Origin of the sequence: Flavobacterium lacustre, from assembly GCF_027474525.2 — a bacterium.
In the GTDB taxonomy this organism is placed as follows: domain Bacteria; phylum Bacteroidota; class Bacteroidia; order Flavobacteriales; family Flavobacteriaceae; genus Flavobacterium; species Flavobacterium lacustre.
On sequence record NZ_CP114882.2, the window covers coordinates 953,797 to 978,237 of the forward strand.

Genomic DNA, 24,441 nt, shown 5'->3' on the forward strand with positions numbered 1-24,441 from the left:
CTTTTCTTAATCGAGGTGCGAAAGTAAGGAATTTTGAATTTTTTAGCCACCAATTCCTGAATTAATTTTTTTTAAAACGTTATAGGATAAAATTTTATCGATGAATTGTTACTATCTTCTAAATTATTCCTGCAATTATTCAACAAGAATGGGAAATTTTAAGAGAAAACTTCTTTCAAAACATCTAAAGATTTTGGTTTTTTGAATCCATCAAGATGAAAACTATAGTAATCTATAAGAATTTTCAAAACAATCTGTCTTTCAATAACATGAAAAGTTTTTTGATCGGTATCAAATTTCAAATCGATTAGTTTTTTGAACAAATTACTTTCATGTTCGGTAAGCGAACTGATGGCATGAAAGGGGGTAAAAACACCTTCGGTCATTTCGAAAAAAGGCATGTCAATATCTGAAATATCCGGATAGAAACCCAAATATTTTGTGATTTCCAATAGTAAAATCAAATGAAAATTAGCCGTTTCATCGTGATTATCCAACCAATGCAAAGCCGTTTCAAGGAAAGTAAAAAGTGATTCGTTTTTTTCTTCCTCATGAATAGAATGATGCAAAATTTCGGAAACAAACATCACAATCGTACTTTTATAAATATCCGAATGAATGGAATGAAAAGGAGATGCGATTTTTATTTCTTTGAAATTCTCTAAAGTTCCTTTGTTTTTATGCACCGCCTCGATTTCGAGAATCGTCAAAGGTTGAAAGTAGGCGATTTTTTGATTCGATTTTCTAGCAGAAAAAGCATCTCGGACAAAATAGGATTTCAAACCATGTGACAACGTAAAGCATTTTACAATCAGGCTTTTTTCCTGAAATTTTAATGCCGAAATCACAATGGCTTTGGTTTTTACTAACATTTTAGGTGTTGGGTATTCGGTTTTAGGTATTGGTGTTCGGTTTGAATTTTTTAAACCCAATACCTGAAACCTATCTGATTATCATTACTTTTTTAACTTTAGTTTCGATTCCGTCCTGCGCCGAAATAAAAATCATATACACTCCGGAAGCAACTTTGTGTTTTCCAAAAGCCGTCGTATCCCATTCTATTGTTCCACCTTCGGAAATGGCTTCATAAACCAAATTTCCTTCGATATCGGTGATTTTCACATTGGCTTTGTCTAATAATCCGGCTATTTTAACGGTTCCCTGATATTCTGGTCGCACCGGATTTGGATAAACATATGCGCTGTTTAAATCCTCATTTGCCACCGTTGCAGTTCCTTTAAAAGAAACCAAACCTTTGGTTGTTGCTATAAAAACTTCTCCCGTCGAACTATTTATGTCAATGTCATTGATAATATTACTGGGCAATGGCGAATTACTGGTTGTAAAATGATACTTGGTTTCCTGACCGTTTGCCGAAACTAAAAACACGCCCGAATCTGCAGTACCAATCCATTTATTATTGGCGCCATCTACCACAATATCCGTGATGAATTGTTCGTATAATAATTCCTGCGCCAAATTATCATCTATAATTATAATAGGAGTTGTTGTCAATTGCTCTTCGGTTTGAAAATTACTCACATTTGACAAAATTCGCAATCCTTTTGTCGTTCCTATCCAAAGTTGGTTTCTCGTATCGATTGCCAATGCTCTTACATCCATAATTGGTAAATTCCCATTGTCAGCACCTTGGGTTATTTTTTTGAAACTGTTCGACGTTTCATTAAAAGCAATTACTCCATCACTATTAGTACACCACCATTTTGTACTGTTTTTATCAATAATTAATCGGCCCATACTGGTGTCTATGCTTTTATCTAAAATTACATCCAAGGAATAACTTTGCCATTGTCCCGAAGATTTTAAGACCTTTAATCCTTTTTCGATTAAACTGTTATTTACCCAAAGATTCCCAGATTTATCGAACGCTGCTCCGTTGATTCGAACATCAATATAGCTTGGGCCAAGAAATGATATTGATTCTAATCCGCTATTTGTTTGATTGTATAATATGGTTGGCACCTCATTTTCAATTTTTAATAATCCCGAAAAAAAGGAACTCGCATATACTTCATTTTCATTATTTGGATTCACTGTAATTCTCGAAATTGCTTTTGCGCCTAAAACCGCTTCGTAAGGAATATTAAGCCATCCTGTTTCGCTGTATTTACTTATTCCGAAAGTATTTGGTGCTCCCGGCTCAAAACTATACGGGTTATAACCGCCCGAATACCCACCGTAAACGGTCCAAAGTGCGCTTGAAGTCGCCTGAAGCGCAAACACATTATTTCTGGAAGGCCCAATGGGAGTTATATTTTCAAAAGTCGTTGTGGTAGAAAATGGTGTAGCAAACAAACCGTTTCCTTTGGTCCCCATAAAAAGAACATCATCTATCAAAGTCGCGCAACTAAAAACCGGATTCACGTCTGTAATTTGATTACTGTTTATTTGATGGTCTATAAGCAATTGAGAATTGTATATAAAAACCGTACTCGGAGTCGTTACAATCAATTTATTTTCTCTTGCCCTCACATCCAAAACCGGCTCAGTTAAAGCCATAAAACTGGTAAATGAATTTGTGGTTGCATTGAATTTTTGCAAATTTCCCCCAGTAGTACTCGCAATAAGTTCCGTGCCAAAAGTTTCAATACTGGACCAACTGCCTCCGGAAATGGTTTCCCATTGGTTGTAGTCAATACGGTTTTTATTGGTTAAATCTGCTCTTTTAATTCCATTATTCGAAGCTGCATATATAAATCCGTTGAAAATTGCGGTTTGAGTAATACTAATTTCTGATCCATTTTCACCAATAAAATAGGTATCACCAAACTGCATGGTCTCCAAATTAAACTGAACAATTCCAAAATCACAGGAAACATAAGCAATTCCTTCAAACTCCATGAAATGATTGATTTTTTTTATGTTCGAAGGCAATTCTTTATTGATAATGTCAACAACGTTCAGCATGCTTCCGTCCGCTTCATTAATTACAATAATTAACCCATTTTCATAACCAACTATTGTTTTATTGAATGCCGAACTATAATATAATGATGAAATCGTCTGACCCGAAAGCCCGTCTACGGTATTTATAGTTTTAATTAAATGGGTAACCGTATTTTTAGAAAACAACGCGTTTTCAGAAGCGGCAAAAACTGCCGTAGGAGACTCTGACAAATCTTTGATTTCATTGTATGAAAAATAGCCTTGCCATGACAAATTATTTTGGGAAAAACCCATTTGCACAACAATTAGAAACAAAAAATATAAAAGCCGTTTTTTCATTATTTTTTTAATAGTATGAATTCACAAATATACTACAAACGCAAGTTTCTGGATTTTGTTCTATTAAATAAAAAAATGCCTTCCTCCGAAACAACGGAAGAAGGCATTTTTAATCTTTTGAAAAAATAATTACACCACTCCTTGAGCGAGCATAGCATCTGCTACTTTTACAAATCCGGCGATATTTGCTCCTTTTACATAGTTCACATATCCATCTTCGTCAACTCCGTATTTCTTACACTGATTGTGTATTCCTACCATAATATCTTTCAATCTGGAATCTACTTCTTCGCTTGTCCAGTTTAAACGGATTGAGTTTTGTGTCATTTCTAATCCTGATGCTGCAACACCTCCTGCATTTGCGGCTTTTCCTGGAGCAAAAAGCACTTTTGCTTTCAAGAATAACTTAATTGCTTCTAAGGTACAAGGCATATTTGCAGCCTCTGTTACGCAAATTACACCATTGGCAATTAGATTTTTAGCATCTTCTTCATTCAACTCATTTTGAGTTGCACAAGGAATTGCAATATCTACTTTTACTTCCCAAACGCTTCTTCCTTTATGGAAAACTGCATTTGGATATTTCTCTATATACGCTTCGGCTCTGTTGTCTCCTCTTGCCCGCATTTCAAGCATAAATTCGATTTTTTCACCAGAAATACCTTCTTCATCATAAATATAACCATCAGGTCCGGAAATAGTAAGTAATTTACCGCCCAAATCGTTTATTTTTAAGGCCACTCCCCAAGCTACATTTCCAAATCCGGAAATAGCAAATGTTTTGCCTTTGATTTCATGACCAATGGTTCTCAACATTTGTTCTGTGAAATAAACAACTCCATAACCCGTAGCTTCCGGTCGGATTAATGAGCCTCCGTAAGCCAATCCTTTACCGGTTAAAACACCTGTAAATTCATTTCGTATTCTTTTATATTGACCAAATAAATATCCAATTTCTCTGGCTCCAACACCAATATCTCCGGCAGGAACATCTAATTGCGGACCAATATGTCTGCACAATTCAGTCATAAACGACTGACAAAAACGCATCACTTCGGCATCTGATTTTCCTTGAGGGTCAAAATCCGATCCTCCTTTACCTCCACCCATTGGCAAAGTGGTCAAGCTATTCTTGAATACCTGCTCAAAAGCTAAAAATTTTAAAACCGATAAATTAACTGTGTGATGAAAACGTATTCCTCCTTTGTATGGCCCGATTGCAGAATTCATTTGAATTCTAAATCCTCTGTTTACTTGAATTTCACCTTTATCATCAACCCAAGGAACACGGAATATGATAGAACGTTCCGGCTCAGCTATTCTTAAAAGCAGGTTTTTCCCGTCATATTTCTTTTGCGCTGCTATAAATGGAATTACCGTTTCTGCAAATTCTCTAACCGCTTGAATAAATTCAGGTTCGTTTGGATTTTTGGCTTCAACTTGAGCCATAAAATCATTTATCTTTTGTAACATAGACAGTAATAAATTAATTAAGAAACCGTTTTCGTTTGTAAGTACAAATATACATCTAAAAAGAATATTTGACGCCAATTTTTTGTTATATCAACAGAATTATCTTTTTATTAACCTATTTTAAAGAAATATGAATTTACAATACTCTTATTACGAAAACGTTGTAGTTTTCATAAATAAACAAGTATTTGTTTACTTATCTTTAATTTTTAAGTTTTTATTTTTTGAAATGAATGATGTTTTTATATATTTGTCACGATTTGAAAAATTTATCCCCCCGATGCTCAAACACATAACTCTTATTTTATTTATTTTAATTGGTTTTTCAAATAAAATAAGTGCGCAGTTTGGCTTTTCTCATGAAATAGGAGTAATTGCAGGCCCTGTTGCTTTTCAATCTGATTATGGCGAACGTAAAGATTTGAGAACAAACGCCGGAAATACGGGTACTGGAATAGGAATAATTCATTATTTAAACTTCTCATATAAAGCTGATTGTAACTGCTATACTCCGGAAACTTACTTTAATGACCATTTTAAATTAAGATCTGAACTCTCCTATAATAAGACCAGCTTACAACATTTTGGCCGTTGGGTTAATAAGAATGACAATTCATTAGGCGTACAGCAATTGCGTGGAATGAGAGGAAAAACAGCGGTTACAAACTTAGGAATGCAACTCGAATATTTCCCTTGGAGTATTCGTGATTTCACCTCAACTATAGAAAGCTGGGGACCGTTTGTAAGTTTGGGCGCTCAATTTAGTTATTATAATGCCGAAGCTTCTTCAATTTTAGGTCCTTTGGGAACACCACTAACAACTTTTCCAAAATATTTAATACCCTCTGAAGGTCGCCCTTATGGCTACTCAACCGAAAGTGGTTCCGTTTGGTCTGTGGTTTCAAGTATAGGGACACGTTATAAATTAAGCCCATTACAAGACGTAATGGTCGATATGCGTTTTCAGTATTTTTACTCTAATTGGGTTGATGGACTTAATCCGAATCCGGAAATTTATAAAGAAAACAAAGCTAACGATTGGTTAGTATGGTTTAACGTTGGTTACATTTATTATTTGCAATAACAGAATCTCTAAAATAAAAAAAACAAACCCCAATTCTAGATTTAAAATTGGGGTTTGTTTTTTTTGAAATACTTTTTTTATACCAATGCTTGTTTCAAATCTTCAATCAAGTCATTGATATCTTCAACTCCTACGCTCAATCGAACTAAATCATCTGTAATACCAACTTCTTTTCTTTTAGCTTCCGGAATTGATGCATGCGTCATCAAAGCGGGATGATTTGCCAATGACTCAACTCCACCAAGCGATTCTGCCAAAGTAAAAACAGTAAGATTTTCTAAAAACGCAATTGCATCTTCTTTCTTACCCGAAACAAAAGTAAATGAAACCATTCCGCCAAAACCGCTCATTTGTTTTTTGGCAATTTCATGATACGGATGACTTGGTAATCCCGGATAATATACCGTTTTTATTTTAGGATGATTGTTTAAAAACTCCGCTACTTTTTCACCATTCTCACAATGTCTTTGAACCCGCAAATGCAAAGTTTTTATTCCTCTAAGAACTAAAAAACTGTCCATGGGCCCAAGTGTTGCTCCTGTAGCAAATTGTTGAAAATGCAATTGCTCTCCCAAAGCTTCCTCTTTGACAATTAAAGCTCCGGCAATTACATCCGAATGACCTCCCAAATATTTGGTTGCAGAATGCATGACAATATCAGCACCTAAATCTAACGGTTTTTGTAAATAAGGCGTTGCAAATGTATTGTCGACTGCAAAAAGGATTTTCTTTTCTTTAGTAATCTTAGCAATTTCTTGAATATCGGCTAATTTCATCAAGGGGTTTGTAGGTGTTTCTACCCAAACCAATTTAGTGTTTTCATTAATCAACGAATGAAATTTCTCCAAATCATTCATATCGACAAAATGAAATTTTATCCCGGAATCCTTGTAAATACGGGTAAACATTCGATAAGTTCCTCCGTATAAATCATCCATGGCAATGATTTCATCACCCGTCTTAAAAGAACGAAGAATACAATCTGTTGCTGCCAATCCAGACGAGAAAGCCAAGGCTCTTGTTCCGTTTTCAATACTTGCCAATGCCTGTTCCAATGCCGTTCTGGTAGGATTTGCGGCTCTGCTATATTCATAATCTGGATTTAATGGTTTCCCCGGACTAGTCTGCACAAATGTAGAAGTTTGATACACCGGAGGCATCACAGCTCCAGTACTTGGATCATGATGTTGACCACCATGTATAACTTTGGTATTGAATTTCATAGGTTTACAATTTTTAACTGCTAAAATAAGAAAACAAATTTACCGTTTAATTTATTCAAAGCAAGGAACAAGTCAATACCTTTGTATTTAATTAACACTTTTTCGAGATGAAACATTCTATTATTTTCGCCATACTGGCACTGCTATTTATAAGCTGTTCTAATGAATTGACTTTTGAAGACCGCTATTTCGAGAAGAAAACAACTTTACCCTGCAACGAAAACTGTCCTCAAATTACGGTGAAAATTCCTTTTGCGAAAGACGTTCCTGTTGTTGCCGACAGCATCAATAAAAAAATATTTTCTGTGTTGAAAGGAATTATTTATTTTGGCGAAAAGCCATATCCTTCAACTGATTACAAAGGACTATTGGATTCCTTTATAGGCTCCTACGAAACCGTACAAAAAGATTTTCCGGAAGATACTTTTGGTTGGGAAGGCAAGATTGAAGGACGAGTAATTTATCAATCGGACAGTATCTTGAATATCGAAATTAATCATTATACTTTTACCGGAGGTGCGCACGGTTATCAAGGGTTGCGCTCCCTGATTTTTAATCCTGACACTGGAAAATCAATTCCAAATGACCAATTATTTAAAGACAAAAATGCATTTAAAGCTTTCGCCGAAAAAAAATTCAGAACTAAATATAACATTCCAGAAAACAAATCAATTAATGCCACTGGATTTCAATTTGAAGATGACAAATTTCAGCTGCCACTCAATATTTTTTATACCGATAAAGGATTGCTTTTACATTATAATCAATATGAAGCCGCTTCTTATGCGGATGGTCCAAAAGATTTATTTTTGACGTTCAACGAAGTAAATAATTATTTGATACGGAAGTAATCGTAGCCCTGCTAGGAATCGAACCTAGATCAAAAGTTTAGGAAACTCCCATTCTATCCATTGAACTACAAGGCTGTATGAAAAACGAAATACTTTTTTATTCTTTAATCTCGGCCACTTCCTGCTCTGTTACTGTTTTACTTTGCTTATTACTCCAGGAATTCATGATATAATTCATCACATCAGCCACTTCCTGGTTCGATAATCCCATAGCAGGCATACTGTTGTTGAATTTTGTTTTATTGACAATAATTTCGCCACTTTGGCCAAACTTTACCGCATGAATACTTTGTTTTCTCTGTTTGGTAAGCCAATCTGAACCATCAAGCGGCGGAAAATTTTTCGCATCACCTTTTCCATCAGCGCCATGGCATTGGATACAAAAATCCATATAGATTTCTTTTCCTGGCAACTGATTTTTTATAATATCAATTCTGTTTTTATTTGTAATACTGCTGTAATTACCAGAAATTATATTTGTTTTAACCCTTGGACTTTCAAAGTAAAAGTAGCCTGCTAAAAAAAGACCGAATCCCAAAAATAGTTTTGCTGTCCACATATATTAATTCGGGATAATTTTAAGAATTCCTTTTCCTTCAACAGCTATATAAATATAACCGTCTGGCCCTTGAACTACATTTCGTAAACGCCCAATATCAGTAGCTATTTTTTGTCTGTCGATGACTTCGCTCCCTTTCAATTTTAATAATTCTAAATATTGAAATTTCAATGAACCAACTAATAAATGTCCTTTCCAATCCGGATAACGGTCGCTGGTTACAAATGTCATTCCGCTTGGAGCGATTGAAGGCAACCAGTAAAAAATTGGTTTTTCTATCCCTGGTTTTTCCTTTTCGGTGCTAATGGTAGTTCCGTCATAATCGATACCATAGGTAACTACCGGCCATCCGTAATTAGCGCCTTTTTTGACAATGTTAATTTCATCACCGCCTTGAGGTCCATGTTCGTGAGCCCAAATTTCTCCAGTTACCGGATTTTTGGCCATTCCCTGCGGATTGCGATGACCATAAGAATAAATAGCTTCTTTTGCTCCAGCTTGTCCCACAAAAGGATTGTCTTTAGGAATACTTCCATCATCATTTAAACGGTATATTTTTCCGCCATCGCGTTTAATATCTTGTGGATTTACAAAGTGATCACCACGTTCTCCCACCGAAAAATACAAGTAGCCGTCGTTGTCAAATACAATTCGGGAACCAAAATGATGTGCTTTTGTAGTTTTGGGTGTGGCTAGGTATATTGACTCTATTTGGGCGAGACTTCCATCAATAATTTTGGCACGAATGAGTTTGGTATGAGCCCCATTCCCTTCTCCTTCCTCAGAAGAATAGGTGATATAAATCCATCCATTTTTAGCATAATTGGGATGTAAAGCAATGTCTAATAAACCGCCTTGACCTCTGGAATACACTTTAGGTACATTTTTAATTTCGGTTTTTACACTATCCTTGACAGCATACAATTTGCCACTTTTTTCAGTTATCAAAAGCGTTCCGTCAGGCAACCAAGTCATTCCCCAAGGCACAGCAATACCAGAAGCAACGGTTTCGAGAGTATAGGTTTTAATTTCCTCTTTGATGGGAATATCATTCGATTTAACTTGTGCTTGACAGCCAAAAAAAAGGAAAGAAAAAACAGAAAGATATTGTAGTGTGTTTTTTTTCATGAATACATTTTTAGGTTTCGTTTGAAAAGAAATCTTTTTAAAGATAGTAAAAGAGGTTTTAAATCAACAAGAGTTCATTTTAAATTTGATAAAATATTAACAACATAAATAAAACAAAACCAATGATTTCAATTATTTAAAAATAAAAAGACCATCATTACTGACAGTCTTTTTATACAATTAACTACGTTTTTATTACTTTTTAATGCTGTATTTAGCTGTTCTGGCATCTTTAATAACGCCATTCCAGTTCAATCCGAAACCAAAATCATATACATTTCCAGTAGTATCTTGATACGGAATCATGTCATGAGGAACATCTTCGAATTGTTTTTCAACAGTGCTCATATTCAATGGCATTTGTAAAGGCAATAATCCTGAAGGTTCTGTTTGTCCTGAAATAATATCCATTATCGCTTCTACTTGTACTCCAAACTCCCCTACTATTGCATCGACTTCTTTTTCGAATTCTGCAAAAACCATTGGATTTGAAATATTTACAGATACCAACACCGGTTTTCCATTCATTGCTTTTTTAGTTTCAAGAATCGTATTTAAATCAGGATACGAATTGGATTTAGATGTTTTATTCAAGTACGATCTGTTTGTAATAGTTGGGTCAACCACAGGATCTCCAGCTGCAATACTTTGCGCTCTGGCATCGACTGCCGTGTAATCTTTTAATTGCAAACTAATTGGCACATATCCATTTCCTCCCGCTGCTCTGTCGGCTCTGCTGTATCCGCCGCTTATTGGACTTTTGATAAATACAATGGCAAAATCCGCTTTACTGGCATCATCTGTTACGGTATAATATTTTTTAATCAATTCTAAATTAACCGGATATTCAATTTTTTCAGGAGAGGGTTGACCAAAAAAGTTGATTCCTGCAGGAGTAACTCTTTTCGGGATATAAACCGTTTTTCCTTTTGCAATTGGCAATGTCTTATTTTGATTTTTAATCATCACAATAGACTTTAATTGCGCATCATATCCTGCTTTCATAAATTCAGGTTTACCCACAATAGCTTTGGTTTCTGCAGGGTCTAAATATGAATTTTCGAATAATCCAACTCTAAAAATATTCAAAAGCAAACGAACCGCTGATTGCTCAAAACGCTTGCGCATAAATGCTTCACCATGTTCTTTTATCCCCATTTGGTAGGCTTCAAGAACCGGATTAATATCATTATTACCTCCAAATTGATCGACACCCGCCATCAACACTTTGTAATGTCTTTCGGCTACACTTAACTTTTCAACACCCCATGATTTTCCGGCGAAAACATCTGGAGTTGGTCCTTCATTTGCCGTAATCAACCAATCGGTACACACTACACCTTCATAACCAAACCTGTTTCTTAATAAATCTGTAACAATGTATTTACTGAATCCGTTCCCAACATTCTCCCCATATTTTTTATCCTGATCGTATGAAATCGTATAATAAGGCATCACCGCAGAAGCTTTTTTAGTACCACCATTCAATTTAAAAGCGCCATCTGTGAAAGGCTTCATATGAGTTTCAAAATTATTTCCTGGATATACAGCAAATTTTCCATACGCAAAATGTCCATCACGTCCGCCTTCTTCAGGTCCGCCACTTGGCCAGTGTTTAATCATGGCATTAACACTCAAATTTCCCCAACCTTCATAAGCCTCAATCGCTTTTGGAGAGGTTTGAAAACCGTCTACGTAAGCTCTTGCCATGTCAGTTGCTAGTTTTGGGTCTTCGCCAAAAGTACCCACAAATCTATTCCATCTTGGTTCTGTTGCCAAATCAATTTGAGGTGAAAGTGCGGTTGCAATTCCTAAAGCACGGTATTCTTTACCGGCTATAGCTCCAAATTGTTCTGTAATTGCAGGATCAAAAGTAGCTGCCAAACCTAATTCCTCCGGCCATTGTGATATGGAACCGCCAGAACCTGCATTGTATTCCGCGTCTTTATTAGCTCCGTTTCTAGGATCTGAACTATTATTTGCCGGAATTCCTACACCAATACCTTCAACCAATGCTTGTATATTATTATTCCATTCTGCAGCAATAATTGGACTTACAACCGAAGTCATCAATACGTGACGTAAATTGTCTTTGGTTAGAAATGCAATTTGCTGATCGGACAAATCAGATGGTTTTACACCACTTGCAGAAAAAGGTTTTCCGTTGTATGTTCCTGTAAACATTCCTGCTTCTGGCGCTGGAACCGCTTGGTGACGACTGTACAACATCAATCCGGCCATTTGTTCGACCGTCATTTTGGTAGCTAAATCTTTGGCACGTTCAGCTACTGGTTTTCTCCAATCTTCATAAATATCCAGCTTGCCGTTTTTGTTTAAATCTTTAAAAGCTAAACCATCAACTTGTATGATTTTGACTCCTGATTTTGGCGAATAGCCTAATGTTTGTCCTCCTTTATTTTGAACAATAGTATGTGATCCTTTTGAGGTTTCGGCCCATTTTTTTTGTGCGTAGGTTTGCGTTCCTAGAATTAAAAGCAACGCAGGTAGTACAATTCCTTTTTTCATATTTTTTTGGTTTGGTTTTTTAGATAGTAAACAGCTAAATGTGTTCGCAGGCTAAACTGTCCTCTGGTTTGATTGGTAATACTTTTCCCAATTCCTAGTCAGATTTCAATATTTTCTTTACGAAAACGATTTCAAATATATAAAATAATGCGTCATAACAACACAATGAAACAAAAATATTTAAAAAAAGAGTTATCGAATACGCTCTAAATATGTCATTTAACCGTGTTTTAAATCCAAAAATTGGATAAGGACAAAAAAGACCATCTTTACAGATAGTCTTTTTATATAATTTTATGTATTCGATACATTTACAGTTGTTTACTTCAACTCTTTTATCTTAATATTTCTCAAAGAAACTCCCTTTGCCCAATCCTGAAATGCGATTCGACCACTGATTGCTTTTCCAAATGAGGGGAATTTCCCCAAATTACTTGCTGCAACCAATTCTTTCCAACGGTCACTGTTTATGACTTCCTCACCCGTTAAAACTCCATTCAGCCAAAAGGTAATTTTCCCGTTTTGTTGCAAAATTCGGGAAGAATTCCACTCGCCAAATCGTTTCGTACTTACTTTATTTTTTAATGGAGCCAAGCCGTAAACACAACCGGATAAACGCAATCCATCTCTCAAATCATGAGTCGAAGCATTTGCATTATCTAACAATTGATATTCAGGCCCCGTAGTCCAAGCCGTTGGAAATTCTTCGGCTTCTTGAACATTGATGAATACACCGCTATTCCCTCCCTTGGTGATTTTCCATTCAAAAGTAAAATCATAATTATCATAGGTTTTATCCGAAACGAGGTCGCCGCGTTGCACGTTTTCGGTATTGGGATCACAAATTAACTCCCCATCAATAACCGCCCAAGCAGACTTAATATTTCCCTGATTATAAATGTGCCAACCCGTTGTAGTTGTTCCATCAAAAAGCAATGCCCAACCTTCTTGCTTCTGTTCGTCAGTTAATGTATTGTGACTCTCTGTTTTTTGAGCATACGACAGTAAACTTATTGAGGACACTAAAATAATGCACCATTTGGAAAAGTGGTTTTGTTTCATAGAAATAGTAAATTTTGATGTAAAAAAATGCAATAGCTATTTCAAATATAACAAATTATGTTTCTCTGAAACACAATGCTTTACTAAAACAATAATTTAGGTATTGCTTGTTACGGATTTGATATAAAAGAACAAAAGCTCTAATGTGCTCTTTTTTTGAAAATACTTTTGATTTACAAGTTATACCTAAGCCCTAATGTCCAATTGAATTTTCCATTGGATATCGTCTTATTTGCAAATCCTCTGGCATCAATATTTTTATTTATTTTATAGGTAATCGTTTCAGAAACACCATACGTATTATCTACATCCAGACCGTATAATTGAGATACAAAGCTAAAATTGCCTTTGTTTACAGTAGTATTAAAAGCTAAAAAATTAGCTTCAAAATCATTATTTCTGCCTTTGCCATGCAAATAGAACGAGCCTATCGAAACGCTTTTGGACAATTCATAACTCGTGATTAATTCTTGGGCAAAGAAAGTATCCACAAGATAATCTTCACTAATTTGCAATGCAGGTAAATGAATCCCGATGTTAACTTTTAATTTTTTGTCAATTACTTTATATCGGGAGATAAAAACAACACTTCTGGGAATTAAATTACTCAATCGTATCGTGGATAATAGGTGAAACGAAAGCTTTTTGTCTTGATTTGTTCCAGCATTAATTATTAAATGCGGATCTTCAGAAGTAAAAGCAGGAATAAAGGAAAATCCTCCGGTACTCGCCTCAAAATTGGCGGATTGAGCATGAGCAAATGTGCAAAAAAGAGTGGTAATAATTACAAGTAAAGTTTTGTTCATAAAATGGAATTGTTCGTGGTTTTTCTTAAATATGGATTACAAACATATAAACAAAGTGTCAATCGCACACAATGAAGCAAAGAAAATCACAAAAATCTCTTTAAACCATATATTTTTAAACAAAACGGAGTCTATTTGGATGTAATTCAGTTCATTTGTCCTACAATAAATGAAAAAACAATCAAAGAATCAATTATGTTTGTAAAACAATTTAGCAATAGTTAAAGTAAATAATAGCCCAAGAATATGAAGAAAAAATCGCTTATTCCAATTTTGTTTTTAGTTACTATTTCTGTTTTTGGTCAAAAAAACAAAAAAGTAATAGCTGATTTAGATAATAAAAAAGACAGCTACACAACAATTGCACAAAAAATATGGGGTTATGCCGAAATGGGCTTTAAAGAAGAAAAAAGTGCCACATTGTTACAAGAAACATTAAGTGCCGAAGGGTTTACTATTACTAAAGGTGTTGCCGGAATGCCTACCGCTTTTATTGCCGAATATGGTGAAGGAAAACCTGTTATTGCGCTATTGGGAGAATACGATGCGCTTCCGGGACTTTCGCAGGAAGCAGTTCCCGAGAAAAAGTCGGGAGAAAAAGCCGCCGGACATGCTTGCGGTCATCATTTATTTGGCACCGCGTCTATGGCAGCGGCTATAGAAGTAAAAAATTGGCTCAAAGCCAATAAGAAAAAAGGAACCATTCGGTTTTATGGCTGTCCCGCAGAAGAAGGTGGCTCCGGAAAAGTATATTTAGTTCGCGAAGGGCTTTTTCATGATGTAGATGCAGCTTTGCATTGGCATCCAAATGATGAAAACGATGCCAATGCAGGATCAGCCTTGGCCAATAAATCAGCTAAATTCAGATTTTATGGCATATCATCACATGCTGCAATTGCTCCCGAAAAAGGCAGGTCAGCGCTTGATGGTGTTGAAGCAATGGATATGATGGTCAATATGATGCGGGAACACATTCCTTCGGATGCCAGAATACATTATGTAATTACTAATGGCGGAAAAGCGCCCAATGTAGTTCCTGATTTTGCCGAAGTATATTATTATGTTCGACATGGGAACAGGAAAACCGTGATGGAAATTTTCGACAGAATCACTAAAGCTGCGGAAGGAGCCGCGTTAGGAACGGGAACCAAAATGGATTTTGAATTCATTGGAGGAACTCATGAATTATTGCCAAACCTGACGATTCAAAAACTGATGTATGATAATTTAGTTACCGTAGGAGGAGTCAACTATACCGAAGAAGACAAAGTATTTGCTGCCAAAATCTCGGAAAGTTTAGGTATAAAAAATGAAAGTGTGACGAAAGCAAACACTATTCTACCTTACAAAACCGAAAGCGAGCCTTTTGGTTCAACCGATGTTGGCGATGTCAGTTTTACTGTCCCAACAGCCGGAATGAGCAGCGCTACTTGGGTTCCTGGAACTCCCGCTCATAGTTGGCAAGCCGTTGCTTCCGGCGGAACAGCTATTGGTAACAAAGGAATGATGGTGGCTGCCAAAACCCTTACATTAACCGCCATTGATTTATTTTTGAATCCTGCTGTTATTTCAAAAGCAAAAGAAGAATTGATTCTAAAAAGAGGAGAAGATTTCAAATACATTCCGCTTCTTGGCGACAGAGCTCCTGCTTTGGATTATAGAAAATAATTTAGAAACACTGTAAAAACAAGAATGCTCCATAGTAAATAGGGAGCATTCTTGTTTTTCAAAATTCTATTTTAATAAGCGTACCTCGTAAATACCGGTAATAGTTGAATTCGATTTTGCTTTAAACTTTACTTGTAAAATTTTTGACTTACTCTTGAGAAATTCAGCAGGAAGTTCTACTGTTTTATCAATAAATTGATCTCCTTCTGATCCGTCCATGTTTATAGTTGACACCAAAATATCATTAATATAAACCTCAAATTTTTTATTCTTGTCACCACCAAAATACGTAAAGCGTAATTTATGAGCCTCAAAAAGTGCATTTTTCAAATCATAAGTAAAAAATCCTTGTCCGTATCTGAAATGACGTTCTTTAAAAATTCCGGTTTCGGTTTTTTCTCCTTTAAAATTATGATCTGATTCCGGTTGCTGTTCTCCGGGAGTGACCACATCTACCGTAACAGCTTCTAATTTCATTTGAGCTTCCTCTCTTTCTTTCATCGCTTTTTGAATTTCCGGCAATTTTTCTTTGGTTGTAAACGGCCAATACAGCATATATCGGGCATCATGAATCTGGAAAAATGGAACCAGTTGCAGGTTCTTGTATTTTTCCTGATAAATAAGATCCGAAGCCGAGAAAGTAAATGGTTTGTTTGTTACTGGTTTCAAAGAAACTGCTAAATCTGCAGCATCAGAAACAAGCAAAGGCGCCTCTTCTATAGGATAAATAGGTCCGTTCGCAATATGTCCCATACGGCTGTCGTCCGCTTTTAAACCAATTAAATCTGTGGTATCGGTAACTGCCGCAAGTACAATTGGACCGTGGACAAAAGAAACCCAAGATGATTTATCCGGAAGTTGCTCTGTTTTATTTTGCATTGGCAAAACCACCGAAATCACATCTCCTGTTTTCCATTTTCGTTCAATTGAAACATACGAATTTATATCTTTTGTACTATTAATTTCTTTGTTATTGACCCTGATTATTAACTTCCCGTCTTCTACCCAAGATGGATAACGGAACTTAACGGCAAATTTCTTCGGCTTGTTTAACGTAAATGTGAAAGAAGATTTTTCTTCAAACGGGAACTTGGTATCTTGAGTTACTTTAATTCCTTTTTCTTTCCAATTAAGGGTAGAAGCAATAAAAAGGTTCACATAAAGATTTTGGCCGTCATGTGCATAAATCATTTCTCCATACTTTCCGTGATTTTCAAGACCCGAACCTACACAACACCAAAACGACTGTTGTGACTCTGAATATACTCTGTAATGACGTGGTCGAATGGGTGTAAAATAAACGAATCCGCCGTCAGGATGCTGTGATGACAGAATATGGTTATAGGTGGTGCGCTCATAATAATCCATATATTTTGAAGAAGGATCAGACAGAAATAAATGCTTACTCAATTTAAGCATATTATAACTGTTGCAGGTTTCAGGACCTTCTCTTGATTCAATCATAGAGGAAAAATCGGTTGCAGGATTAAAGTGTTCTCTAACGCTGTTTCCTCCGATAGAAATGGTTCTGTTATTGACAACGGTGTTCCAAAAAAAGGTAGCCGCATTCGCCCATTCTTTATCACCGGAAACTTCGGCAACGCGCATAAAACCAATCACTTTAGGAATCTGGGTGTTGGCATGTAATCCATTTAACACATCTTTATTTTCCAAAAGGGGATTCAAAATCACTTTGTGGGAGAATTTCTCAGCAAGTTTCAAATATTTTTTATCACCAGTAATCGCAGCCACATCTGCAAAAACCTCATTCATACCACCGTGTTCACTGCGCAACATTTGCTGAATCTGGTCATCGGATAGATTTGCCGTAAGATTTACGCACCAATCAGAAAATTGGATAAGCATGTTTCTAGCTTTTTCATTTCCGGTCAAAATATAAGCATCAATCAATCCGGCATATACTTTATGAATATTATACCAAGGAACCCATTTGTCATTCAATGAAAAGCTTCCGGCCTCAATTTTTCCTTGGGCTATAGCGTCCCATAATGGTTTGCTTCCCGGAACGCCTCCAATGTATCCGTTCCCATTTTTCTGCTGACATTGTTCAAGCAAATTGAGCATATAATCGAGTCTTTCCTTTATTTGCTCATTCCCTGTAGCTGCATACATCTCTGATAAAGCCGAAAGATAGTGTCCGCCAATATGACCATCAAGACCTGTATTTTCCCAGTTACTGTAGCTATTTGATTTAGATGTTATTCCGGCTTCTCTTAAATATGGCACCAATAACCGATCGGGATCAAGCGCTAAAATATACTTCATATCGGTTTCCTGAGCCGCTTTGAAAGGGCTTTCAAGTAAACGAACCGATGATAAAGGGAAATTCTGAAGTTGAGCTGACTGTCCATAAACAACGGTCGTTGAAACCATTATCAGTGCGAGCCAAAGCATAATTTTTATACTATTGAGTATCATATTCTTTGAATCTTATTTATTTTGATACTTTAATAATTCTGTATAAGCCTGCACCATGCAAGTTAATTTCGGGAGAAAATTCACCAGAGAATTCACCTACTACTTTTCCTGACCACAAATCTGTGATTAAGTACGAACCAGAAAGTCCTAATTCTTTAAAGTGTATTGGAATTTTCATACTCGGCGGAGGCAAAGCACCTGAAGGGTTTTCGGTAAATACCAAAAATTTAACAGTGGCTCCTACATTTTGAGTAACACAAGCTTCATCTAATCCCACAAGCGCTTTAAAACGGGTGTAACCTTCCGGTACATCAAATTCTATAATTGAATTAGAATGTGTCCCGATACCATTTTCATATTTCACTTTATTTATTGTAAGATCATTGCCAGAAACACTTTTGTTAACATTTGGTTTTTCCCATCCGGATGTTGCTTTTATCCATTTTAAATCGGTAAGCTTAAGAGAATCTTTTTCAGTATACAAAGTTGGCGCAATCCAATTCGCATGGTCCCAATCTGTTTTGTGATCGCCATCATTTACCACCAAATACAGTTTTTTTACACCCGTAATATCAATATCAACCCTTTTACTGTGACCCGGAGTTTCTTTTGTTAGGAGTCCGCTGTTCCAAACTGCTTTTTCTTCAATCGTGATTTTCTGATCGGTTGTATTAAAAACCGCTAAATATTTAGCTCCGGTTCCTGGTTCATCAGCAATCCAAGCTGCTTTATTTTCGTCTGTAAAAATCGGTTTATTGTTTATGCTTTCATTCAAAACTTTCAATACCTTTTTATTGGTCAGTAAAGAAATTGTGAAAGGATCATTATCCGGTAGATTTCCTCCAAACATTAATGGGGATTTAAAAATACTCCAAAGCGTCATCAAAGTGTACTGTTCGTCTGGTGTGAAATTAGTCATGCGGGGATTTCCTCTTTCGGCACGGATACCAATTTTACCCATCGGCAGCATATCGCCATCTGGATAAGCACCATAAGAACGCCACTTATTCCAGCGTTCGAACACCTCAAAATGCTCTTTTAATTGTTGCCAACTGTCCCAAAAATCTCCTACTGTACGCCACATATTCGCGTTTTTTTGAACGTGATCTGCATGTGCAATTGGAGTTTCTCCCGGCGAAGTACTCAATACAATTTTACGTCTGGTGCGATCAATGGCTTTGCGAATCATGTTTATTTCCTCTTCAAAATAAATAGGGGAAGAAAGATCATCTATCTTAACAAAATCGAGTCCCCATGACGCATAAAGTTCAAAAAGTGAATTGTAATATTCCTGTGCTCCTGGCTTACCAGGTACGACAGTATACATATCGCGCAACCAACTGCACTGATTTTTGTCAGAATAAATATCTCGGGCTGTTACATTGGTGCCTTTTATAGGTAAATTTTGTTTTACGGCTATTACAGGAATACCTCTCATGATATGAATACCAAACTTTAATCCTTTTTTATGAAGGTAATCAGCCAATGGTTTAAAGCCTTTTCCTCCTGCAGCTGAGGGAAAACGGTTCACTGCAGGTAAAAATCTGCCATATTGATCTAAAACATAATCCGGATCTTTTTCATTGTAACCGTGTGCTTTATCGTTACCAACATACCATCTAATATCGACTACAATATAATCCCAGCCGTAGGGTTTTAAATATTTAGCCATATAATCTGCATTGGCTTTTACCTCTGCTTCGGTAACTGTGGGCCCGTAACAATCCCAGCTGTTCCAACCCATAGGTGGAGTTGCTGCCCAATCATGAAATTTTTTATCAGATTGTGCTTGAACTTCCACATTAGATATAGAAAAAAATAAGATAAAAAGTCCTATTTTCTTAAATTTAGATTTAATCATTGTTTATATTTTGATTGTTGTTTTTATTATGAATCTTACTAATTTGTTGATAATTCTAATTATAAATACCGCCAAAAAGAAGTGCCAATACTAACGTATTTAAATCCACTGATTTCATTTTTTTTCTTGATTCTAATTTAGAAGGGTATAAATTTACACATAAGTGTATTTATTACATTTATAAATGTAATAAAAAAAACTATATAAAAAAATTATCCGAATGAAAATCAAAATAAACATACAGACTTAAAGCAAGTTTTGACAAAAACTTAGAATTTATAAACAAATGAAAATCAAGAAAAACGAACTTAATCTATAATCATCGTTGGAAAAAAACGACAAAAAAAAGGTTTCAAGAAATAAATCTTGAAACCTTTTTATATTAGTTATTCCGTTTAAATTGGCAACAGCCAACTGTTTCAACTTTTACACATCTAAAGCATCATAAACCACTACTTTTTCCCATAAATGAGAACAGTTTTTTATAAAATCCTGATGAATCGGATGATCTTGGTACACTTTCTGACCCGCTTCATCATCAAAAAACATGAGTTCAGAAACATCCCAAGAAGTGTCTACAACTTCACGTTTTTCTGTAGAAGCTAAAACTCCCACATGAATTTGACGAATTGTAGGGATTGCCGATAAGGTTTTTAAACCAGAAATCAATTGCTGTTTATCAGCCTCTGATTGTGGATTTTTTAACCAAAAAAACACATGGTGCAATAAGACTTTTTTCTTCGGACGTGATGCAAATCCCATAATACCAGCAATTCCGAATAAAGCTGCCGAACCAATAAATCTTCTACGTATCATCATTATTTTTATTTTGAAAGGTAAATATCTAAATTTAAAAAATGAAAAAACAGAAAATAATACTTTTTTTATTCTTGCACATTCTATTAAACTAAGCTACGCCAGAAATTAACGGATGGAATTTATACAAATAACAAAATCAGAGTCAAGACAAGACCTGCTGCGGTAAAGTATAATCCTTTTTTGAATATTGATGTTTTAGGCATGAACATCCAAAAAGAAGATACCACAAAAAACAAAAGTGACAGACCAAAAAACACATTCAAAAAGAATAAAGGATCTCCTGATTTTGCTTTATGAAGATGTGTCATTTTTTCAAGAACTATGGGAAGTTCTTTTGTTGTATAATCTGCTACTCCTGTTGTTTTGTTATACGTTCCTTCTTTAAAATAAACGACATCACCTTCTTCTCGTTCTGCTTTGAAACCTCGAAGCTCCAACATACGACCTAAATCCTCACCACTTGTATTTGGTTTTACCGTTTTTACTACTTGTTTTTCTTGTTTTAGAAAATCAGAATCTCTAAAAATTAATACTATTCCGCTTAAAGCATAAACGGCCATAATTCCGGCAAGAAAAAAGCCTAAATATCGGTGAACGATGCGCATTGTTGTACTAAGAGTTCGTTTTTTTGACATAATTAAACAGATTTTAAATTAAAAATAGTATTGGTGTTTTAAATTCCTAACGGCGAACTAATACTCCGTTTCACATGAATTGCAAATAAAAGGAATTAGTATAAATTGTGCTTTATTAATTTAATTTTTATTGGACAAAAAAGTACTTAAAAGGTTTAATCCGAATCGTAATTTATTTTTGAGTTACTTTCAAATCCTTAAAATATCCTGTCTTTTTATTTAGAAGTTAGGCAATCTATTTATTAAGCCATTTGGTAATGGCAAACCTTAAAAATAGATTTAAGTATTCCGATTATATTTTTATGTAAATTTTATTTCTATTCAGAAAATAACCAACAATCCAACACGTCAGCATTATCGAAAGGGCAAATGCAAAAGATCCCAAATAACCGCCAAGCCAAGAAATAAATACATTATCCGCAATCCAATTATAAGCCGAACTTTCTTTTATTTTAGTTACATATAATGTAATAACAAGCAATTCGGATAGTAGATAAATAAACAAGGGGTTTTTACCCAAGACTTCAAAAAAGAATGTCCATCTCACTTTTTTTAATATATCTAAAACATAAACCAAGACCGAAAGAATAATTAGATCCAGGCCAATGGTGAGCAAAACAAAGGAGCTTGTCCAAAGTTTTTTATTTATTGGAAAAAACAAATCCCAACCTAAGGCAACTATAATCAATAAACCACCAATTAGTGTCATTCGGCCGATAGTTTTAAAATTCTGACCATTTTTCTGAAGAAAAGACCCCGCTAAAAAACCACCAATTATATTTACGATTGCCGGTAGTGTGCTCAATAAACCTTCTGGATCAAAAGCGATTCCATTGCCATGATACATGTGGCTTTCGCCAATTAACCAGGCATCCAATTTTAAAACTGCGTTGCCCGCAAGGGTCAAATCTCCAAAGACAAAGAGTAGATACTGATAAGAAAGAAGCGCAAAAGCACTGAAAATTAATGCGCCTTTCCAATTCCAAAAACGTAAAACAATAGACGCAAAGAAATAGCACAAGGCGATTCTTTGAAGCACCCCAAATATTCGGGTATCACTTAAACTTTTAAGGCTGCCATTTTCAAAAAACGGAAACCAATACATCAAAAAGCCAAGTAAAAATATTATTAAAGTACGCTTGATGACTTTGGAGAAAAAGGTAGAATGAGACAAAGTTTCATATTTGGGCATGCTAAAACTCATGGAATTCCCAACGATAAAAAGGAACGTTGGAAAAACCAAATCCGTTAATGTAAAACCATGCCATTTGGCGTGCAATAAAGGCGCAAAAGTAGTGGCTTCTTTTCCCGGAGAATTAACAATAATCATTAGGGCAATATCCAAACCCCTAAAAACATCTAATGATAAATAGCGCTTTTTTAGTTCATTCATGTTTGTTATTCTTTATAAAAAGGAAACCGAAGTATTGCTTTTCAATTGTACAATTAATAAATTTTTGTGACTGTTTTCAGTTCCTAAACTACGATTTTTTTGATCTTTCCAGACAAACGACTTTTTTCGGCAGTAAATCCAATAATATGACTTTCAACAGAAACGTCGATTGAGGAAGAAAGCAAGCCTGAGTTTTGTTGAGAAACGGCTTGTACCCAATCGGCAACCAAATTCCAATCGCCACCACCATGTGCATCACTGGTTAGTTTCCATTCGGTTTTTTCTCCAGTTAAAAAATTGGTATAAGTAAATTGGGACATATCGCCAACGATATCTCCATGACTTCCCATAATTCTGGTCCGTCTGCCTTCGTAGGAAGTAAAAGCTTCCATATTAAATGAAGCCGTTACACCATTAGAAAACTGAAGATTAGTAGTATAATGATCCGGCTGATCGTTGTCCATTTGATACACACAACGGCCATAATTAGTAGTTTTTAGTCGATCAAGAATAACTTCTCCATGTTTTTCTACCTCATCGGGAAGATCAAAAACATGAGTTCGTTGGCGGTCTCGATAGTAAATTTTCAGAGCACTATAAGGACATTCTTTTTCAACGGTGCATCCATCAATGCAACGAGGGGTTGCTCCGACTGGTTTATTTTCTTTTCTAAACCATTTTAAATCTCCAAAAGCTGCTATTTTTTCGCAAGAACTTCCTATCATCCAACGCAAGATATCAAGATCATGACACGATTTCGCCAGAATTATAGGAGTGGTTTCGGTGCTATTATGCCAGTTTCCACGAACATAACTGTGAGACATATGTATGTGCTGAATGGGTTCAAAATGCTGAACGCTGATTAATTCGCCAATACTACCATTTTGAATAAGCTCCCGCAGTTTTATAAAATAAGGAGAATACCTCAACACATGACAAACTGCCACTACGCGATTGGTTTCTTTTGCCAAAGCCAATATTTTTCGGCATTCTTTTTCAGTGGGTGCAATTGGTTTTTCTAGCAAGATATCGTAACCCATAGCCAATGCCTTCATACATGGACCAAAATGCAAATTATCAGGTGTAGTAATGATGATAGCATCTGCAAATTTAGGCTGCTCAAAAACATCTTCCCAAGTTTTAAAACTATTTCCCATAGGGATATTGTGTTTTTGGGAATACCGCTTATTTCTAATTTGATTAGGATCAGCCACACCGACAATCTTTAAATGATCTGGAAATTTAAGGGCATATTCGCCATAAACATTTCCACGATTCCCAGCGCCAAGCGTAATTGCCGTAACTGGTTTGTCTGGTGCGGGATTTTTCAAAGTAATAGGAATGTGCAAACGGAGGTTTGTTTCGGCAAATCCATGCAAAGGCAAAGTCAATAATCCCCCAGTGGCAAGCCCTAAGGTTTTAAGGAGATTTCTTCTAGAAAGTTCTTTTCCCATATTAAATAGCAATTAATTTATAGTGAATAAAAAAAACGGAATTCAAATATAAACATTTTTTGTGTCGGTTGATTTTTTTAAGTTTTCACACTTCTTTTCATAATTTAATTTTACCATTGCCAATTCTTGATAATAATTTCAAAAAAACTCATAAAAAAAGACCAACATTTCTGAAGGTCTTCAAGTAGCCCTGTCGAGAATCGAACTCGAATCA

The 24,441-nt window shown here is 35.6% G+C and carries 18 protein-coding genes and 1 tRNA gene; 3 read left to right on the top strand and 16 right to left on the bottom strand.

The features are described 5' to 3' along the window. Nucleotides 1-158: 158 nt before the first annotated feature. From recO to gdhA, 3 genes are all read right to left on the bottom strand, one after another. On the bottom strand, nucleotides 159-872 hold the full coding sequence (gene recO, locus O6P34_RS04265) for a DNA repair protein RecO (RefSeq protein WP_269686090.1): 714 nt from the start codon (nucleotides 870-872) through the stop codon (nucleotides 159-161). Nucleotides 873-942: 70 nt separating this feature from the next. After that, complete coding sequence (gene porZ / locus O6P34_RS04270; protein WP_269686091.1) at nucleotides 943-3,246, bottom strand: type IX secretion system anionic LPS delivery protein PorZ; 2,304 nt, start codon at nucleotides 3,244-3,246, stop codon at nucleotides 943-945. A 129-nt stretch (nucleotides 3,247-3,375) separates the two neighbouring features. After that, nucleotides 3,376-4,719: an NADP-specific glutamate dehydrogenase gene (gene gdhA / locus O6P34_RS04275; RefSeq protein ID WP_269686092.1), complete on the bottom strand. Its 1,344-nt coding sequence runs from the start codon at nucleotides 4,717-4,719 to the stop codon at nucleotides 3,376-3,378. A 280-nt stretch (nucleotides 4,720-4,999) separates the two neighbouring features. Here gdhA and O6P34_RS04280 point away from each other — a divergent pair, with 280 nt between their 5' ends. After that, nucleotides 5,000-5,803 carry a THC0290_0291 family protein gene (locus tag O6P34_RS04280; RefSeq protein WP_269686093.1) on the top strand — a complete coding sequence of 268 codons (804 nt, stop codon included), beginning with the start codon at nucleotides 5,000-5,002 and terminating at the stop codon, nucleotides 5,801-5,803. Between the two features lie 77 nt (nucleotides 5,804-5,880). On the opposite strand, the gene O6P34_RS04285 is transcribed toward O6P34_RS04280, so the two are convergent. Continuing rightward, nucleotides 5,881-7,026: a cystathionine gamma-synthase gene (locus tag O6P34_RS04285; protein ID WP_269686094.1), complete on the bottom strand. Its 1,146-nt coding sequence runs from the start codon at nucleotides 7,024-7,026 to the stop codon at nucleotides 5,881-5,883. A 107-nt stretch (nucleotides 7,027-7,133) separates the two neighbouring features. On the opposite strand from O6P34_RS04285, the gene O6P34_RS04290 reads away from it, so the two are divergent. Further along, complete coding sequence (locus O6P34_RS04290) at nucleotides 7,134-7,877, top strand: DUF3298 and DUF4163 domain-containing protein (protein WP_269686095.1); 744 nt, start codon at nucleotides 7,134-7,136, stop codon at nucleotides 7,875-7,877. Nucleotides 7,878-7,880: 3 nt separating this feature from the next. On the opposite strand, the gene O6P34_RS04295 is transcribed toward O6P34_RS04290, so the two are convergent. The 6 genes from O6P34_RS04295 to O6P34_RS04320 form a co-directional block, all read right to left on the bottom strand. Then, nucleotides 7,881-7,952: transfer RNA gene (locus O6P34_RS04295), tRNA-Arg, on the bottom strand. A 22-nt stretch (nucleotides 7,953-7,974) separates the two neighbouring features. After that, complete coding sequence (locus O6P34_RS04300) at nucleotides 7,975-8,436, bottom strand: c-type cytochrome (RefSeq protein ID WP_269686096.1); 462 nt, start codon at nucleotides 8,434-8,436, stop codon at nucleotides 7,975-7,977. 3 nt (nucleotides 8,437-8,439) lie between these two features. Next, nucleotides 8,440-9,564: a PQQ-dependent sugar dehydrogenase gene (locus O6P34_RS04305; protein ID WP_269686097.1), complete on the bottom strand. Its 1,125-nt coding sequence runs from the start codon at nucleotides 9,562-9,564 to the stop codon at nucleotides 8,440-8,442. A gap of 195 nt (nucleotides 9,565-9,759) precedes the next feature. After that, entirely contained in the window at nucleotides 9,760-12,090 is a 2,331-nt protein-coding gene (locus O6P34_RS04310) for a glycoside hydrolase family 3 protein (RefSeq protein ID WP_269686098.1), read from the bottom strand. 321 nt (nucleotides 12,091-12,411) lie between these two features. Beyond that, nucleotides 12,412-13,152, bottom strand: a complete 741-nt coding sequence (locus O6P34_RS04315; protein WP_269686099.1) for a 3-keto-disaccharide hydrolase — start codon at nucleotides 13,150-13,152, stop codon at nucleotides 12,412-12,414. A 173-nt stretch (nucleotides 13,153-13,325) separates the two neighbouring features. After that, the gene (locus O6P34_RS04320; RefSeq protein ID WP_269686100.1) at nucleotides 13,326-13,958 is read right to left on the bottom strand and encodes a hypothetical protein; all 633 of its coding nucleotides are present in this window, start codon (nucleotides 13,956-13,958) and stop codon (nucleotides 13,326-13,328) included. 246 nt (nucleotides 13,959-14,204) lie between these two features. On the opposite strand from O6P34_RS04320, the gene O6P34_RS04325 reads away from it, so the two are divergent. Continuing rightward, the gene (locus tag O6P34_RS04325; RefSeq protein WP_269686101.1) at nucleotides 14,205-15,626 is read left to right on the top strand and encodes an amidohydrolase; all 1,422 of its coding nucleotides are present in this window, start codon (nucleotides 14,205-14,207) and stop codon (nucleotides 15,624-15,626) included. 66 nt (nucleotides 15,627-15,692) lie between these two features. On the opposite strand, the gene O6P34_RS04330 is transcribed toward O6P34_RS04325, so the two are convergent. The 6 genes from O6P34_RS04330 to O6P34_RS04355 form a co-directional block, all read right to left on the bottom strand. After that, nucleotides 15,693-18,041, bottom strand: a complete 2,349-nt coding sequence (locus O6P34_RS04330) for a glycoside hydrolase family 127 protein (RefSeq protein ID WP_269686102.1) — start codon at nucleotides 18,039-18,041, stop codon at nucleotides 15,693-15,695. A 40-nt stretch (nucleotides 18,042-18,081) separates the two neighbouring features. Beyond that, entirely contained in the window at nucleotides 18,082-19,926 is a 1,845-nt protein-coding gene (locus O6P34_RS04335) for an NPCBM/NEW2 domain-containing protein (protein ID WP_269686103.1), read from the bottom strand. Nucleotides 19,927-20,352: 426 nt separating this feature from the next. Beyond that, entirely contained in the window at nucleotides 20,353-20,745 is a 393-nt protein-coding gene (locus tag O6P34_RS04340) for a Dabb family protein (protein ID WP_269686104.1), read from the bottom strand. Between the two features lie 119 nt (nucleotides 20,746-20,864). Further along, on the bottom strand, nucleotides 20,865-21,380 hold the full coding sequence (locus O6P34_RS04345; RefSeq protein WP_269686105.1) for a PepSY domain-containing protein: 516 nt from the start codon (nucleotides 21,378-21,380) through the stop codon (nucleotides 20,865-20,867). A gap of 292 nt (nucleotides 21,381-21,672) precedes the next feature. Further along, the gene (locus O6P34_RS04350) at nucleotides 21,673-22,773 is read right to left on the bottom strand and encodes an acyltransferase family protein (RefSeq protein ID WP_269686106.1); all 1,101 of its coding nucleotides are present in this window, start codon (nucleotides 22,771-22,773) and stop codon (nucleotides 21,673-21,675) included. Nucleotides 22,774-22,856: 83 nt separating this feature from the next. After that, the gene (locus tag O6P34_RS04355; RefSeq protein ID WP_269686107.1) at nucleotides 22,857-24,227 is read right to left on the bottom strand and encodes a Gfo/Idh/MocA family protein; all 1,371 of its coding nucleotides are present in this window, start codon (nucleotides 24,225-24,227) and stop codon (nucleotides 22,857-22,859) included. Between the last annotated feature and the right edge of the window lie 214 nt (nucleotides 24,228-24,441).

Bases quoted from the DNA above. Each gene is read 5' to 3' on its own strand.
- recO (WP_269686090.1), bottom strand. From the start codon at position 872: ATGTTAGTAAAAACCAAAGCCATTGTGATTTCGGCATTAAAATTTCAG.
- porZ (WP_269686091.1), bottom strand. From the start codon at position 3,246: ATGAAAAAACGGCTTTTATATTTTTTGTTTCTAATTGTTGTGCAAATG.
- gdhA (WP_269686092.1), bottom strand. From the start codon at position 4,719: ATGTTACAAAAGATAAATGATTTTATGGCTCAAGTTGAAGCCAAAAAT.
- O6P34_RS04280 (WP_269686093.1), top strand. From the start codon at position 5,000: ATGCTCAAACACATAACTCTTATTTTATTTATTTTAATTGGTTTTTCA.
- O6P34_RS04285 (WP_269686094.1), bottom strand. From the start codon at position 7,026: ATGAAATTCAATACCAAAGTTATACATGGTGGTCAACATCATGATCCA.
- O6P34_RS04290 (WP_269686095.1), top strand. From the start codon at position 7,134: ATGAAACATTCTATTATTTTCGCCATACTGGCACTGCTATTTATAAGC.
- O6P34_RS04300 (WP_269686096.1), bottom strand. From the start codon at position 8,436: ATGTGGACAGCAAAACTATTTTTGGGATTCGGTCTTTTTTTAGCAGGC.
- O6P34_RS04305 (WP_269686097.1), bottom strand. From the start codon at position 9,564: ATGAAAAAAAACACACTACAATATCTTTCTGTTTTTTCTTTCCTTTTT.
- O6P34_RS04310 (WP_269686098.1), bottom strand. From the start codon at position 12,090: ATGAAAAAAGGAATTGTACTACCTGCGTTGCTTTTAATTCTAGGAACG.
- O6P34_RS04315 (WP_269686099.1), bottom strand. From the start codon at position 13,152: ATGAAACAAAACCACTTTTCCAAATGGTGCATTATTTTAGTGTCCTCA.
- O6P34_RS04320 (WP_269686100.1), bottom strand. From the start codon at position 13,958: ATGAACAAAACTTTACTTGTAATTATTACCACTCTTTTTTGCACATTT.
- O6P34_RS04325 (WP_269686101.1), top strand. From the start codon at position 14,205: ATGAAGAAAAAATCGCTTATTCCAATTTTGTTTTTAGTTACTATTTCT.
- O6P34_RS04330 (WP_269686102.1), bottom strand. From the start codon at position 18,041: ATGCTTTGGCTCGCACTGATAATGGTTTCAACGACCGTTGTTTATGGA.
- O6P34_RS04335 (WP_269686103.1), bottom strand. From the start codon at position 19,926: ATGATTAAATCTAAATTTAAGAAAATAGGACTTTTTATCTTATTTTTT.
- O6P34_RS04340 (WP_269686104.1), bottom strand. From the start codon at position 20,745: ATGATGATACGTAGAAGATTTATTGGTTCGGCAGCTTTATTCGGAATT.
- O6P34_RS04345 (WP_269686105.1), bottom strand. From the start codon at position 21,380: ATGTCAAAAAAACGAACTCTTAGTACAACAATGCGCATCGTTCACCGA.
- O6P34_RS04350 (WP_269686106.1), bottom strand. From the start codon at position 22,773: ATGAATGAACTAAAAAAGCGCTATTTATCATTAGATGTTTTTAGGGGT.
- O6P34_RS04355 (WP_269686107.1), bottom strand. From the start codon at position 24,227: ATGGGAAAAGAACTTTCTAGAAGAAATCTCCTTAAAACCTTAGGGCTT.